Here is a 15700-nt window from a genome sequence, read left to right as displayed (position 1 = left end):
GGGTGGGTGGGGCGCTGCCACCGTACCGAGCCGTCGCGGAACCGGCGACCACGACACCTCGAGAGACGGATCGCTCGACTCGTGGGACGATGGAGTCCGTGTCCCCTGCCGTGCCTCGCCGCTCGTTCCTGTCGATGGCAGCACTGGCGGGCGTGACCATCGTCAGCTCCGTCGCGCTGTCCGGTTGCACGACGTTCCCGCGCGCCTTCAGGAGTGCGTCCGCCGGCTGTGCTCCCCGCCGTGCGTCCGAGGTGGTGCCCGACACCGGGTCCCTGTTCGGCGTGAACCTGGACTGGGGCCATCAGACGCTCGAGGAGTACGCGACGCTGCTGGGGCACAGGCCCGCAGTGGCGGTCGTGTTCGCGGACGTCCCGCTCGGAGCGCAGGACGTCGAGGACGTGCGCGGCGCCGCCGACCAGGTGCGCGGCCAGGGTGGCACGCTGCTCCTGACGCTCGAACCACAGGACGGCCTGCAGTCCGTCACGGACCACGTCGCTGACGACGTCGCCGCCCTGGTGAACGAGATGCAGGAGAGCGGCGTTCCGGTCATCGTCCGTTTCGCCCACGAGATGAACGGGTCCTGGTACCCCTGGGGCCAGCAGCCCGACGCGTACGTCGCCGCCTTCCGCCGTGTGGCCCGAGCGCTGCGGAGCGGGGCGCCGGGCAGTGCGACGATGTGGGCGCCGAACGAGGGCGGCGGCTACCCCTTCATCGGTGGTCCTTCCTCAGCCGTCGCCGGCACGCCCGCGTTCGACGTGCTCGACACCGACGGCGACGGGGTCCTCACGACACGTGACGACCCGTACACGCCCTACTACCCCGGCGATGACGTGGTCGACTGGGTCGGGTTGTCCATCTACCACTGGGGAGCCGCGGCACCGTGGGGTGCGAACGTCCTGCCGGAAGAGGGCAAGTTCGCAGCGAAGCTCACCGGTACGTACAACGGTGCCGGCGGTGACGAGACCCCCGTGCCCGACTTCTACGACTTGTTCGGGGTGCGCCGCAACAAGCCGGTCGCCGTTCCCGAGACCGCCGCGCTCGTCGTCCCGCGGGGCGACCCCGAGGGTGAACGCGCCATCAAGCAGGCCTGGTGGTCGCAGGTCTTCTCCGCCGAGACCGCTTCCCGCTTCCCGAACGTGCGGATGGTCAACTGGTTCGAGTGGGACAAGTACGAGACCGAGGTGCAGGAGCACGTCGACTGGACGGTCCTGCACGACCCGGCCACCCGTGCTGCCTTCGTCGGAGGGCTGCCCGGATGGCTGCACTTCGCGGCGGCCCCGCAGCCGTGCCGGACGGCGGAACCCGGCCGGTGACCCGGTGCCCCTCCCAGCCAGGGGCACCTTCGGAGGCGACCGCGGAACGACGGACGGGAGGCACGGTGCGGACCCGCACCGTGCCTCCCGTGGTGTGCGGTGTGGGCTACTGCTCCGTGGGCGTGATCCGGGGCAGGGTGCCCAGTCGTCGGCGGACGAGGACCGCGGTCCCCGCGGCGAGCAGCAGGAGCGCCGTCACACCGAGGACGCCGAGGCCGTGCGCACCCGTGAAGGCGAGGTCGCCGTCCGGTGCGGTGCCGTCGCCGGCGTCCGGGCCGTCAGCACCCGGCAGGAGGGCACCCGGCGCGGGGGTCACCGTGCCGTCGTCACCCGAGCCGTCATCACCGTCACCGGGAGCCGACGACCCGGGGTCGGTCGGCGTCGGGTCGGTCGGCTCCACATCGTCCGGCAGGGCGACCGCGAACGCGACCGCTGCACCGCTGCGGGTGCCGATCGACTGGACGGCCTGGGCCTCGCCGGTCGCTGCGGCGCGGACGAGTGCGGCGGCCCGCACGGCGTCGACGTCTTCGCCGGCGAGCTCGACCGACCAGGTGCCGTCCTCGGCGACCTCGGTGCTGCCGGTGACCGCGCCGGAGAGCGTGACGGTGGCGCCCGGGTGGCCGGAGCCGGTGACGGCGGTCGGGGCGACCTCGGTGCCCGGCTCGTCGACGGTCAGTGCGTCGAGGTCGGCGCGGGCGGTCAGCCAGGACTCGGCACCGATCGGGTGGTCGACCACGCGGGTCTCACCGATGCAGCCGTTCCAGCCGTTCGTGGCGGCGTCGTCGACCCAGTCGCTGCCGAACAGCCACGGCATGCCGTCCTGCACGGTCTGCCCACCGGTGTCGGTCGCGTTGCGGAGCACCGGGGCGCCGTCGATGTACATCGTGGTGGTGCGGGCGTCGACGTCGTTCACGAGGGCGACGTGCAGCCAGCGGCCGGGGATGATCTCGCCCGACCAGGCGGTGCGGTCACCCTTCGACGGGTCGGCGGTCACCTCGGTCCACTGGAACTCCTTGAGGTTCGAGATGCCGAGCGCCGCGGGCGACGCCGTCCAGTCCCAGCGGGTCTGCGGGACGCCGATCTGCGAGCGGTTGCCGCTGCGGACGATCGCCTTCGACCACGAGTTCGCGCCGTCGGTCCACGAGGGGTCGACCTCGAGGAACGTCTCGATCGTGTAGCCCTCCGGGAAGGTGGCCCGGTCGACGGCCGTGTCACCGGGTGAGGTGAGCGCGCTGAAGCGCTTCGCGGCCTTGTCGGCGTTCGCGAAGCAGAGGCCGGCGCCGTCCGAGGAGAGCGGGTGCGCCTCGTCGGTGACGGTCACGTCGCCGTCCTGCGCGGTCGGGGATCCCGACTCGGCGTGGGTCATGCGGGTGAGGTCCGCGTCGCCGACGACGTCGTCCACGGTGGCGCCGGGAGCCAGGGTGCCGGTCTCCTGCTCACCGGGACGCCACCAGGCGAGGGTGCCGTCGACGATGGTGTGGTCGGCGCGGCCGCCGGGGAGCTCGGTCGTGACCGGGGGTGCGCCCGTGAAGCCGTCGAGCAGCATCTGCCGTGCGCGCTCGATGAGCGGCGGCTCGTCGGCGCTGCCCGCACGGAAGTCCGGCGCGAAGCCGGCGAACCGGGTCCGGAAGTCCACCGGCACGCTGTAGCGCTGGTTCGCCGCGTCGAGCAGCGGCTGGTCGTAGGACGTCAGCGTCTCGGTCGGCTTCCACGTCACCCACGGCGACGCGGTCTGCATGGCCAGGGTGCCGTTCGTCAGGTCGAACTCCATGAGGCCGAGGTAGCCGTTGCCGCCCTCGTAGTCCATCTGGTGGTCGATGAGGACCTGCGTGACGGCGTGCCCGGCGTCGTTCGTGCGGCTCTTCCACGTCGAGCCGTGGAAGTGGCCGTTGAGCGTCAGGAACACCTGGTCGTTCGGGGCGATGACGTTCTTCCACAGGCGCTCGCCGTAGGCCGTGTCCACCGCGGTGAGGCCGTCGGTGGCGATGTTGATGACCTCGTGCGAGGTGAGGATCGTCGGCAGCGTCGGGTGGGCCGCGATGACCTGGTTCGCCCACGCGAGCGTCTCGTCGGAGGCCCGCCACGGCAGTGCGAGGGAGAGGAAGCGTTGCCCCTCGGCCTCGAACACGTGGAACTGGCTCAGTCCGGTGCGGTCCGTGCCCGACTCGACGGTCGGCTGGCCGGTGGCGCGGGAGGCGGGGAAGGTCCGCAGGTACGGCTCGGCGGCGAGGTCGTACGACGTGTCGAACACCGTGTCCGCGGAGTTCCGGACGTCGTGGTTGCCCGTCGTGATGCTGTACGGCATGTCCGCCGCGTCGAGCACGGACATCGCCCGGTCGGCGGCCTGCCACTCGCCGGCCTGTCCCACCTGGTCGACGACGTCGCCGACGTGGGTGGTGAACGGGATGTGCAGCTCGTCGGCGTTGTCGGCGAGCCACTGCGTCTGCACGTGGAACGGGTCGTCGCCGTAGCGGGGGAGGAACTGCGACGCCGAGTAGCGGGAGTAGAACTGCGTGTCCGGCAGCACCGCGAGGGTGAAGCGGGAGGCGAGGTCGGCGGCCGGTGCGGGAGCGGCGGCTGCCGGTGCGGGGGTCGCGGTCAGGGCGGGGAGGCCGACGGCGGCGGCCACGGCGAGGGCGGTGACGCCCAATGCGGTGGTCCTCCGACGGGAGGCTCGGGGGAGTGGTCGGTGTGCGGTCACGCGACGATGCTGGTGGCGTCGTCTGTCCCGCCGGTTGCCTGAGTGTGACCACAGCGTGAGCGGGAGGCGACGCGGGGAGCTGTCGCCGCGCGGATGATCTGTCTCCTTCGCACACAACTCGTCACCGGAGCGCGTTCCTCGGTGCTGCCTCAGTCAGCGAACGTCTTCCAACAGCAGCGTGACGTGCACGCTTGCTGGTTGTCGTAGTGGAGACCGCGTTCGGGCAGGGTCGTGTTCGAGCGGAACGCATGCAGCGATCTCAATCCCGGGCTGGCGTCCCCCGACGGGACGTGCCGCGCCCTTGCTCGGGTACGTGGACAGTGTTGCGTTCAGCACCCCTTCCCCGGGCACTTTCGCGGGACAGGCATACGGGAATCCCCAGGTCAACGATGACATGAGTGAGTTGTCGTGGTTGACGCGCAACTCGGTGTACCGGTCGACGACCGGCTTGCGGGACACCGTGCTTGGCTGTCAGACGTGGCAGATAAATCTCGTGGCACTGTGCGTGTCGATGCGGCACTGGAGCACGTGCCCGCCCTCATCCGGTCGGCAGTGGCAGGCATCCCACGGTCCTCGATCACCGACATCGATGACAGCACTGCGGTCGTCACACAACGGTCGGGCGTCCTGATCCCCCGTGCCGAGGTCATCACTCTCGGGTTTCAACCCGCCGAAGACGGTCGGGTGGAGGTTGTGATCTCGGCCGCTCGGCGCGGAGGGCTGGCTGCTCCCGACGCAGTGCCGTCTCAATTCGAGAAGTCTCTCTTGGCGTCGATCCGCACAGCCTCGGAGACGGCGACGCACTAGGCGCGCGTTAGCCGATCCTCTTCCGGAACACACTCGTGCAAGTGGAAGATGATGCGGGCTACTCGCCGACCTGCCCGTCAATGGCTTCCCGGAGGAGGTCCGCGTGGCCGTTGTGGCGGGCGTACTCCTCGACCATGTGCATGAGGATCCACCGCAGGCTCGGTGAACGCCCATCCCGCCAGACACTGACCGCCTTCTGGTCAAGGCCGCCCGTCTCGTACGCCGAGAGGGCAACGGACCGGGCTTGTGTCACGGAGCCCTCCCAGAGGGTGAGCAGCTCGGCGGGATCCTGCCCGATGGCGGAGTCCCAGTCCCAATCCGGAGTGGCGGCCCAGTCCACCGAGGCCCACGGTTCCCGACGGGGCTCGCCGAGCAGGCAGCCGTCGAACCAGCCGTGTTCGACGTACGCGAGGTGCTTCACCAGTCCGGCGAGGGTCATGGTCGACGGCGGCAGCGGTCGGGCCAGCTGGGCAGCGTCGAGCCCTGCGACCTTCCAGGCGAACGTCGCCCGTTGATAGTCGAGGAACCCGTTCAACGTGCCCCACTCGTCGCCCCCGACGTCCGGCTCGATCCTGCCGTGCTCGTCCACGCCCGCGTCCATGCTCGGACGCTACAGGCAGTCACGCCCTCTCTGGGGTGCGTGTTCCGCTCAGAAACGAACCAATCGACTGACACGCGAGCCGCCGCCGAGACTCGTGAGCGCAGTCGGCGACGAGTCGTGCGTCCGTCGTCAGCCGCGTCCCTGCCGGCCGGGAGGCGCGGTGCGGGCCTGCCCCGGGCCTCCCGTCCGGTGGTGCCGCCGCGTGCCAGCATGGGCGCATGCCCGTCGTCGAGTCCCGCTGTGTCGTCCCGGTCGACGTGGACGTCGCCTTCGCCGTCTCGCAGACGCAGGGCGAGGTGCGGAAGCGTTGGGACCCGTTCATCCGGCGGCAGCACCTCGTCGGCGCGACCGTCCCCGGCAAGGGCGTGCGGACGTACACGGTGCAGCGGTTCGGCCTGGCGATGGAGAGCGAGTACGTCTCGTACAACCCGCCGTCGAACGTGGGGATGAAGATGACGAAGGGCTCGTGGTTCTTCGAGCGCATGGGCGGCGGCTGGCGGTTCAGCGCGGCCGACGGGCAGCTGGGGCACACGCTCGCCGTCTGGCGCTACAACTTCACGTGCAAGCCGAAGTGGCTGGCGCCGCTCGCGGAGCGCATCGGCGTGCTCGTGCTGCAGCGCGACATCGACCGGCGGATCGCGGGCTTCGCGCGTGGCTGCGAGGACCCGGTGGTGCTGGCCGCCGTGGGGGCAGCGCGCGCCGACTGACGGTCCTGCATCCTTTCGATGCAAGTCGGGCACGTGCCTTCCTCCGCCGGTCGTCCCCGCGGGGCGGAGTTCCTAGCGTCGATGTCATGACGAACACCATCGAAGCCCGGTCCCAGACCGGCACCGCCCCGCAGGACCGGCACGGAATCCGCGGCGTCATCGCGCGGCATCCGCTCGGGTCGTTCTTCACCCTCGCGCTCGGGCTGAGCTGGCTCGCGTGGGTCCCCTACATCCTGTCGCCGCATGGCATGGGTGTCTGGGACATCCACTTCGCCGAGGTCCTCGGCAGCGCGCAGTTCACCGGCGTGCTGCCCGGCGCACTGCTCGGCCCGCTCGGCGGCGCGTTCATCGTCACCGCCGTCGCCGACGGTCGCCCGGGTCTCCGCCGCTGGGTCGGACGCCTGTTCCGCTGGCGGGTCGCCTGGTACTGGTACGCCCTGGCGCTCGTCGTCGTGCCGGCCCTGATCATCGTTTCGGCGCTGCCGTTCGCCGGCGGGGACGTGCACGCGCCGACCGCCCTCGTCTTCGCCGCCGTGGTGCCGGGCCTGGTCATCCAGCTGTTCTCCACCGGTCTGAGCGAGGAGCCGGGCTGGCGCGACTTCGCCCTGCCCCGCCTGCAGCACCGCTTCGGTGGCCTCGGTGCGGCCGCGATCCTCGGCCCGGTGTGGGCGCTGTGGCACATGCCGCTGTACCTCAGCGACTGGGGCGGGTGGCCGAACGCACACTGGAGCGAGCCCGTCGTGTTCGCCCTCTTCACGATCACGTTCAACGTCGTGATGGTGCAGGTGTTCAACAAGACCGGTGAGAGCCTGCCGCTCGCGCTGCTGCTGCACGTCGGCGTGAACAACACGATTTCGACGTTCTTCCCCACGATGTACCCGAGCATGACCGCCGGCACGCTGATGAGCGGGTTGACGATCATGTCGACGATCGCCGCCGTGGTGCTCCTCGTGGCGACCCGCGGACACCTCGGGTACGACCCGGCACGTCGGGCCCTGCCGATCGACGCCCCGATCCCGTCGTCGAAGCCCCTCGTAGGATCGCAGCATGGCACCCGCTGAGCCGCGCGCGCAGCGCCCCCAGGCCGAGGCCGGTGGCGCTGCGCCCGCTCGGCGTCCTGCCACCGCCCGCGAGGGCCGCACCGACCTGCTCGTCGCGCTCGGCACGGCCGTGGTCGCCCTCGGTCTGCTGCTCGCGCTGCCGCCGCTCGACGCCGCCGACCCGGACACGATCGGCGACACCGTCAGCTACCCGGCCGTCGGCAGTGCACCGTGGACGGTCCTGACCCTCGGGCTCCTCGCCCAGGCGGCCGCGCTGCTCGCCGCCCGCCGGGCACCGCGCACCACGCTGGTCGTCGTCGCGGCGATCCCGGTGCTCGTCGCCGTCCTCGCCCCGCAGGCGTTCGAGCTCTTCGGGCTCACGCCGTTCGCCATCGCGGTGGCCGTCGTGCTGGCCGCCCTCCGGGTCCCACTCGCCCGGCTGTGGCCCGCGCTCACCGCAGCGGCCGTCCTGGTCGTCGTCGGGGGAGCGGTGCTGTGGGCCGTGACCTCGGGCGGCTTCCGGGCGAGCTTCGGTCAGGGCCTCACCGGCTCGGTCGGCCAGGGCGTCCTGCAGGCGGTCGGCGCCGTCGGCCTGCCGCTGCTCGTCACCCTCGTGGTGCTGTCCCGTCGCGAGGTCCGCGTCGCCCGCACCGCCGAGGCCACCGCGGTCGACCGGGAGCAGGACGCCCTGATCGACGCCGCCGTCTCCCGCGAGCGCGCCGCCATGGCCCGGGAACTCCACGACATCGCCGCCCACCACCTGTCCGGGATCGCCCTCATGTCCGCCGTCATCGACCGCCAGATCGACACCGACCCGGAGCGTGCCCACGAGGGCGTCCGCCAGGTCCGGGAGCAGAGCACCGCCGTCCTCGAAGACCTCCGTCGCCTGGTCGGCCTGCTCCGCGACGACAGCCCCGCCGAACGAGCGGTCGAGACCGTCGCCGGGATCGTGGACCTGGTCGAGCGGGCCCGGTTCCGCAGCGACGTCCGGCTGGACGTCCTGGCCGCCGACCCCGCGGGTGGCAGCAGCCGTCCGCTCGGCGACGGGGTCGGCCCGCTCGCGCAGCTCGCCGCGTACCGCACGGTCCAGGAGGCCCTCGCGAACGCCGCCCTGCACGCTCCGGGTGCCGCGTGCACCGTCACGATCGACGACCGCGCCGACGACCACCTCGAGGTGCGTGTCGAGAACGGCCCCTCGTCCGTCCCCGCGCAGGGCAGCACGCCCGCCGGTGGCAACGGACTGCGCGGCATGCGCGAGCGGGCGGAACTGGTGGGGGCGGGCCTCCAGGTCGGTCCGACGGACGACGGCGGGTGGCTGGTCGCGGTGCGGCTCAGCCGGGAGGCCCAGCCCGGCTCCGACACGACGAACGACGACACGGAGGTGGCGCGGTGAGCGCTGAGGAACCAGTGCACGGCGGCGACGCGGTCATCCGCGTGCTCGTCGCCGACGACCAGCCGCTCGTCCGGGCCGGCGTCTCGGCGCTCCTCGACGCCGAGCCCGACATCACGGTCGTCGGGGTCGCCACCGACGGCGGTGAGGCGCTCGCGCTCGCCCGCAGCACGCGGCCCGACGTCGCCGTACTCGACATCCGGATGCCGGTCCGGAACGGCATCGAGGTCACCCGCGAACTCTGCCGGCCGGACGCCGACCCGGCGGTGCCCGTCCTCATGCTCACGACGTTCGACATGGACGACCTGGTGTTCGGCGCGCTCGAGGCCGGGGCGTCCGGGTTCCTCCTCAAGGACGCCGAGCCGGACACGATCATCGGCGCCGTCCGCCAGGTCGCGGCGGGCAACGGCACGCTCGACCAGGCCCTGACCCGGCGGGTGCTCCGCGAGTTCACCTCGCGTCGGAGCCTGCAGCCGGTGACGGGGGACCGGGTCGACGGGGTGCTGACCGCCCGGGAGCGGGACGTCCTGCTGCTCCTGGCGCAGGGGATGTCGAACGAGGAGATCGCGGCGGAGCTGGTCGTCGAGGTCTCCACGGTGAAGTCACACCTGGCGCGCATGCTGCCCAAGCTCGGGGTGCGGTCGCGCCTGCAGGCCGTGGTCTGGGCGTACCAGAACCGCATCGTCACGGTGCCGGAGTAGAGGGGCGCAGCAGCCGTTCGACGCTGCGATGGGAGCGCCTGGTGCTCCGCTGTCACTCCGCGGGTGCATGATGGGCGCGGCCGTCGCCCGGACGGCCTGGAGTGGAGTGCCCGCCGTGACCGAGACCCGCGCGTCGTCGCAGTCGTCCGACCAGCCGTCGGGTGCGCGCGAGGCCCAGCCCGGCGACGCCGGCCCCGGCGACGACGCCACGCACCCCGCGACGGCCAGCCAACAGCCCGCCGGCCGGGAGGCCCGTGGGCACCGTGGCACGGCAGGCCTGGCCCTCGCCGCACTCGGCGTCGTCTTCGGTGACATCGGCACGAGCGTCCTCTACTCGATGCGCACGGTGTTCTCGGTCGACGGTGGCATCGTCCGGCCGATCCCGGAGGACGTCTACGGCGTCATCTCGCTGCTCGTCTGGTCGATCACGATCGTCGTGTCGATCAAGTACGTGCTCGTGCTCATGCGCGTCGACAACCACGGCGAGGGCGGGGTCATGGCGCTCGCCGCACTCGCCCGACGGCTCTACGCCAACCGTCCGGGCGGCACGACCGTCTTCCTGGTCATCGGGATCGTCGGCGTCGCCCTGTTCTACGGCGACTCCGTCATCACCCCGGCCGTCTCGGTGCTCTCCGCCGTCGAGGGCCTCGGCACCGCGGCGCCGTCGGTCGAGCACCTCGTCGTCCCGATCGCGGCCGTCATCCTCATCGGCCTGTTCGTCGTCCAGCGGTTCGGCACCGCCAAGGTCGGCGCATCGTTCGGGCCCGTGATGCTGCTCTGGTTCGTCGTCATCGCCGTCGCCGGCATCCCGCACATCGTCGAGCACCCCGGCGTCCTGCAGGGGCTGTCCCCGACCTGGGCGATCGCGTTCCTGTTCGCGCACCCGTTCATCACCTTCATCGCGATGGGCGCGGTCGTCCTCGCGATCACCGGTGCCGAGGCGCTGTACGCCGACATGGGCCACTTCGGGCGGATGCCGATCCTCCGCGCCTGGTTCTTCGTGGTGTTCCCCGCGCTGGTGTGCAACTACCTCGGCCAGGCCGCCCTGGTCCTCGAGGACCCGACCGCCACGAAGGACCCGTTCTTCCTGCTGTTCCCGAGCTGGGCGCAGATCCCCGTCGTGATCCTGGCGACCGCGGCGACCGTCATCGCGAGCCAGGCCGTCATCTCCGGCGCGTTCTCGCTCACCCGGCAGGCCGTGCAGCTCGGGCTCCTCCCGCCGTTGACGATCCGCCAGACGTCCAAGCGCGAGGGCGGCCAGGTGTACCTGCCGGCCGTCAACCTGCTGCTGTTCATCGGCGTGATGGCGATCATGCTCGCGTTCCGGTCCTCGGCCGCGCTCGCCACCGCGTACGGGGTGTCCGTCACCGGGGCGCTCGTGGTCGACACGCTCTTGCTGCTCGTCGTCGTGAAGCCGCTGTGGCGCTGGGCGACGTGGAAGCTCGTGCTCGTCGCCGTGGTGTTCGGCGGGCTCGAGCTCACGTTCCTGGCCGGCAACCTGTCCAAGGTCGTGCACGGCGGGTGGGTGCCGCTGCTCATCGCCCTCGCCGTCGTCACCCTCATGACCACGTGGCACCGCGGCCGACAGCTCGTGCAGCAGGAGCGGCGGAAGCGCGAGGGCTCCCTCGCAGAGTTCATCGAGACGGTGAACGCCGACCACATCCCGCGGGTCCCCGGCGTCGCGGTGTTCCCGCACCCGAACAAGGAGACGACGCCGCTCGCGCTCCGGGCCAACGTCGAGCACAACGGGGTCGTGCACCAGCGGGTCGTCATCGTCTCGGTGCTCACCGCGAACGTGCCGCACGTGCCGCTGTCCGAGGCGTTCACCCGCGACGAGCTCGGCCACGACGAGGACGGCATCGACCACATCACGATCACGTTCGGGTTCTCCGACGACCAGGACCTGCCCGCCGCGATGCGTGCCGCGTGCGCCGCCGGCGTGCTCGACCTGGCGCAGGAGGACATGTCCGAGGCGTCCTACTTCATCTCCCGCGGTGCGCTCCGGACCGGCTCGGGCAAGGGCGGCATGGTGTCGTGGCGGCGGAAGCTCTTCGTCGCGATGGCCCACAACGCCGCCGACCCGGCCGCACGCTTCGGGCTGCCGCTCCGGCGCACGGTGACGATGGGGAGCGACGTCGAGGTCTGACGCGCCCGTGCTCGCGCGCGCCCGTGCTCACCCCGGTCAGCCGTCGAGACGTTCGGCGGCTCCGGGCACGACGAGTCGCCAGGCCCCTCCGGCCTGCTGCTGCGTCAGGTACAGCCGGTAGGAGCCCGGTTCGGCGAGTGGATCACCGTCGACGTACTCCACCGGCTCCCCGCTGCTCGTGCACTGGTCCGAGGTCGCGATGACGTCGATGCGGTCGTCGGGTGCGTGGCCCTTCCGGACGCTGGTGATGACCGCCTCGCGGACGCGGTAGCGCCCGAGTGCCTCGACGGTGCGGTCGGTCGGCTGGAGATCGGCGTCCACGACGAGGCTCGCTTCCCGCTCCTGCTCGGCCGGGGAGAGCGGCACCCAGTCGACGCACTGCCCAGCAGCAATCGTCGCGCAGCCACCGAGTCCGCCGCAGAGCGCGAGCACGACCCCGATCGAGACCCCCGTCTTCCCCCATGTCATGGCGTCAGTCTCGGTCAGGTCGGGCTCGTCGTCGCGGCATCGTGACCCGATCGTGCCTGTTCGCATGCGGGTGGAATGCAGAATGTCGAAAAGGAGGCTCGAGGACGCTGGTCATGTTTGATGTGTGACGTACGGATGACCACCTCCGGGCACCTGCGGGTCCCCGTCCTGAACTGGAGTCCCCTTGCGACCACGCATCCCCTCCCGCATCGCGGTAACGGTGGTGACCGCCGCGAGCCTCGTCCTGACCGCGGCGGCACCGACCTGGGCAGTCGCGGGGCGACCGTCCGTCATCGACGCTGCTGGGAGGTCCGCACCGGCGGCACCGACGGAGTCGCCGGCACCGTCGGAACCGCAGGCATCGCCGAAGCCGACGGCACGGACCCAACCAGCCGCATCGACGGCGCCGACCCCGTCCCCGGCGACGTCGACCGACGCCGAGGTCGCGATGGCGATCGAGGTCGCGAAGGACGGCAACGGTCCGTTCAGCCCCGACGACCAGCCGGGCGGCGACAGCGGCGCCGCGAACGGCATCGTCCGCACGCTCGACGCGATCACGTACCGCGTCACCATGAACTCCACCGGCGGAGCCAGCTCGCACGAGCGCTTCACCCTCACCGCGCCGGCCGGCACCAGCTGGGCCGCCGTGCCCTCGCGCTGCACCGGCAGCGGGTCACGGATCGACGGCCAGGAGCTGGTCTGCGACCTCGGTACGGTGCCCGAAGGCCGAGCGGTCGCGGTGCCGGCCGTCCTCGACGTCTCCGCGGACCTCCGGCACGGGGACGAGATCGCGGTCAGCGCGACCGGGACCGCGGACGACGCCGACGACGGGACCGTCACGGCCACCTCGCCCACCACGACGGTCTCCGCCGCGGCCCGGTACAACCTGGCGAAGGACATCCAGGCGTCGTCCCTCCGGACGGACGTCACCGGTCCGGGCGGACAGCGCGGGATCCAGCTCGTCTACCCGATCGCGGTCGACTGGCAACCGGTCGTCCCGGGTCAGGGTCTGCTCGGCTTCGAGGGGGCCGGCGGCCCGATGACCTTCACCGACGACGTCTCCGAGCTCCTCGGCGACCTGCCGTCCGGTGCCCGGCTCTGGAACGGCGACGAACCCGTGTGCGGTCCGAACGCGCGCGGTGCCTCCGGTTTCGCGGGGCTGCCGGGCGGCGCGGGCGGTGGTGCCCGGGCCGTCGCGGACTCGGGCACGATCAGCTGTACGCAGAGCCGCCCGGGGGAGGACGTCGACGTCACGATCACGGGGACGGTGACCGACCCCACACGGATGCCGACGGAGAACCAGTACGGCGGCCCCATCGCCGGTGGCAAGGTCGGCCTCGTCGTCGCCGGGTACATCAGCTTCTGGCTGCCCGAGCCGTCGAGCGGGACGAACGTCCTGTCCCGCAACACCTTCACCCCGCTGCAGACCACGTCGGTCAGCGGAGCCCCGAACTTCGCGGGCGAGACCGAACCGACGGCGGACAACGTGTCCGAGCGCAACCTCGTCGAGTTCGACCCGGGCAGTGGCGGGAAGCGGCTCTACCGGGTGGTCGGCGACGCCCACGAGGTCCGGCCCGGGTCCGCGCGCGAGGGTGACCCGTGGGCGACCGCGGGGGCCCGGCTCCGGAGCGAGGTCACCATGCGCAACGGCGGGCTCTCGCCGTACCAGGACGCGGTTCTCTGCGACACGTTCGACCGTGCCACCCAGCGCCTCACCAGCCTCGGGAGTCCGGCCCGGGCCGCGCAGGTCGCCGGTCTCTCGGACGCGCACGTGCAGTACGCCGCGTACGACATGACGTCCGCCGCCGAGGGGCAGCAGCGCACGTGCGACGACGAGGACGGACCCTGGTACGACGCTCCGGAGGACGTGCCGGGCGGCATCGCCGCGGTCGGCGCAGTCCGGGCCGTCGGTGACCTGGCCGGTGGGCGCCACGCGGCGCTGTACTCGTGGGTCACCGTCCTCGACGCACCGGACGGGACCCGAGCCCTCGACTTCGGGCACCTCTCCTCGGGCACGCAGCACCCCGGGTGGGTCCACGACAGCGCCGACCCGTCGCTCGGCGTCGGCGGCCTGACGGACAGCGTCATCATCACCGAGAACCTCGCGCGGATCGCGAAGAAGACCGTCGACCCCGGCCACGACGCTGCCGACACCCCGGACCGGACCACTTCCGCCGTCGCGGGCGACACCCTCGAGTACGCCCTCTACCCGACGCTGACCAACGGGAACGCGAAGGGACGTCCGACGACGGTCACCGTCCGTGACACCCTGCCGCTGGACACCACCTACGTCCCCGACAGTGCGTCGACGACCCCGGCGGTCGACACCGTGCAGGACGCGCAGGGGCAGCGGCACCAGCAGCTCACCTGGACGATGCACGACGTCCGACCGAACTCGTCCATCCCGCCGATCACCTACCGGGCCACGATCTCGACCGCGGCGCCCGCCGGTCCGATCGACAACGTGGCCGAGGTCGCTTCCGCCACCGATGCATCGCCCGCCGAGTACCGCCGGGCGCAGCGCGCGGTGCAGGTCACCACCACGGGCGGGGTCGGCGTGGAGGAACACGCCGTCGAACCGGTCGTGGTCGCCGGCGACCGGCTGGAGTGGGACCTCGTCTACACGAACACCGACCCCGACCCGTTCCACGGCTCCGACCTCATCGACGTCCTGCCGGACGGGACCGTCGCGCAGGACGGGTCCTTCCACGGTCGGACAGTGCTCGCCGAGCCCGTGGCGGCCGATGCTGATGCCGGGGAGCAGGTGTGCTACACGGCCGCTGCGCCCGCTGCCGTCTCGCTCGTGGGCGCGGACCCGTCGAACCGGCCCGGTGGCTCGACCACGTGGTGCTCCGAACACGAGTTCGGCGCAGACGGGTGTCCCGGGTCGCTCCGGGACGTGACCGCGATCCGGATCACCCGGACGGCCCCGGTCGCCGTCGGCGCCTCCGTCACCCACCGGTTGGCGCTCGTGACCGAAGGTGAGCAGGACGGCGACACCTACGCGAACCGGTTCGGTCTCAGCGTGGCGGACATCGCCCTCCCCGTGCAGTCCAACCGCGCCACGATCCGGGTGGTCGCCGGCACGATCGGCGACCGGGTCTGGTCCGACGTCGACCGCGACGGTCTCCAGGACGCGGACGAGCCCGGCATCGGGGCGGTCGAGGTGCGGATCGCGGGGACGGATGACACCGGTGGCGCCGTGGAGCGACGCACGACGAGCGACGCGGACGGCGGGTACCGGTTCGGCGGCCTCAGGCCGGGTGTGTACGTCGTCACCTTCGACGCGCCTGACGACCGACGCTTCACGCGGCAGCACGTCGGCGATGACGATGCCGTCGACTCGGACGCGGCCGAGGACGGCTCCACCGAGACCACCACGCTCCGCCGACTGACGACGCCCGAGGGTGTCCTCGACGGGGTGGATCGCACCACCTCCGTCGACGCCGGTCTGCTGCCGGCCGAGGACTCGGTCGGCCCCGGAGACGGTGGACCGGGGGACGGTGGAGCGGGTGACGGCGGAGCGGGCACACCGGGCGGCGACGGCACGCCCGACGGCTCGGGCAGTGGGAGCGGCCGACCGGCGGAGCAGTCGTCCGGCTCATCTGCGGCGGTCCCGGGGCAAGCACATGTCACGGGCGCTGCGCGTCGGGGCGACCTCGCCTTCACGGGCGTGGCGGGCCTCCCGATCGCACTCGGTGCCGCGCTGCTGCTCCTCGCGCTCGGCAGTGCGATCGTCCTCGGACGCCGGAGCCGCGCCCGCCGCCGTTGAGGGGGCGTGAGGCGCGGAACCGAACCGATCCGCGCCTCCCGCCCGTCATCCCGT

General features: G+C 72.1%; 10 protein-coding genes. 7 read left to right on the top strand and 3 right to left on the bottom strand.

Features of this window, described 5'->3' with window-relative positions; all coding sequences use genetic code 11:
- Window positions 1–98: 98 nt before the first annotated feature.
- On the top strand, window positions 99–1313 hold the full coding sequence (locus DEI83_RS10085) for a glycoside hydrolase family 26 protein (RefSeq protein ID WP_258371164.1): 1215 nt from the start codon (window positions 99–101) through the stop codon (window positions 1311–1313).
- Between the two features lie 106 nt (window positions 1314–1419).
- Here DEI83_RS10085 and DEI83_RS10080 read toward each other — a convergent pair whose 3' ends face one another.
- Both DEI83_RS10080 and DEI83_RS10070 read right to left on the bottom strand, forming a co-directional pair.
- The gene (locus tag DEI83_RS10080) at window positions 1420–3963 is read right to left on the bottom strand and encodes a LamG-like jellyroll fold domain-containing protein (protein ID WP_111081818.1); all 2544 of its coding nucleotides are present in this window, start codon (window positions 3961–3963) and stop codon (window positions 1420–1422) included.
- 916 nt (window positions 3964–4879) lie between these two features.
- Complete coding sequence (locus tag DEI83_RS10070) at window positions 4880–5422, bottom strand: DinB family protein (protein WP_111081817.1); 543 nt, start codon at window positions 5420–5422, stop codon at window positions 4880–4882.
- Window positions 5423–5640: 218 nt separating this feature from the next.
- On the opposite strand from DEI83_RS10070, the gene DEI83_RS10065 reads away from it, so the two are divergent.
- From DEI83_RS10065 to DEI83_RS10045, 5 genes are all read left to right on the top strand, one after another.
- The gene (locus DEI83_RS10065; protein ID WP_111081816.1) at window positions 5641–6129 is read left to right on the top strand and encodes an SRPBCC family protein; all 489 of its coding nucleotides are present in this window, start codon (window positions 5641–5643) and stop codon (window positions 6127–6129) included.
- A gap of 86 nt (window positions 6130–6215) precedes the next feature.
- Complete coding sequence (locus DEI83_RS10060; RefSeq protein WP_111081815.1) at window positions 6216–7190, top strand: CPBP family intramembrane glutamic endopeptidase; 975 nt, start codon at window positions 6216–6218, stop codon at window positions 7188–7190.
- Window positions 7177–8562, top strand: a complete 1386-nt coding sequence (locus DEI83_RS10055) for a sensor histidine kinase (protein WP_111081814.1) — start codon at window positions 7177–7179, stop codon at window positions 8560–8562. Before DEI83_RS10060 ends, DEI83_RS10055 begins: the two co-directional genes overlap by 14 nt.
- Window positions 8559–9260 (top strand): response regulator transcription factor, encoded by a 702-nt coding sequence (locus tag DEI83_RS10050; protein WP_258371163.1) that lies wholly within the window; start codon window positions 8559–8561, stop codon window positions 9258–9260. The genes DEI83_RS10055 and DEI83_RS10050 overlap by 4 nt, the downstream gene beginning before the upstream one ends.
- A 115-nt stretch (window positions 9261–9375) precedes the next feature.
- Window positions 9376–11406 (top strand): potassium transporter Kup, encoded by a 2031-nt coding sequence (locus DEI83_RS10045; RefSeq protein WP_258371162.1) that lies wholly within the window; start codon window positions 9376–9378, stop codon window positions 11404–11406.
- A 36-nt stretch (window positions 11407–11442) separates the two neighbouring features.
- On the opposite strand, the gene DEI83_RS10040 is transcribed toward DEI83_RS10045, so the two are convergent.
- Window positions 11443–11874, bottom strand: coding sequence for a hypothetical protein (locus tag DEI83_RS10040; protein WP_146243294.1), 432 nt, complete (start codon window positions 11872–11874; stop codon window positions 11443–11445).
- 223 nt (window positions 11875–12097) lie between these two features.
- On the opposite strand from DEI83_RS10040, the gene DEI83_RS10035 reads away from it, so the two are divergent.
- Entirely contained in the window at window positions 12098–15646 is a 3549-nt protein-coding gene (locus tag DEI83_RS10035) for an SdrD B-like domain-containing protein (RefSeq protein ID WP_111081810.1), read from the top strand.
- The last annotated feature ends 54 nt before the right edge of the window (window positions 15647–15700 follow it).

Source organism: Curtobacterium sp. MCBD17_021, from assembly GCF_003234525.1.
In the GTDB taxonomy this organism is placed as follows: Bacteria; Actinomycetota; Actinomycetes; order Actinomycetales; family Microbacteriaceae; genus Curtobacterium.
Note: the sequence above shows the minus strand (reverse complement) of the source record. Positions and strands in the feature narration are given on the sequence as shown.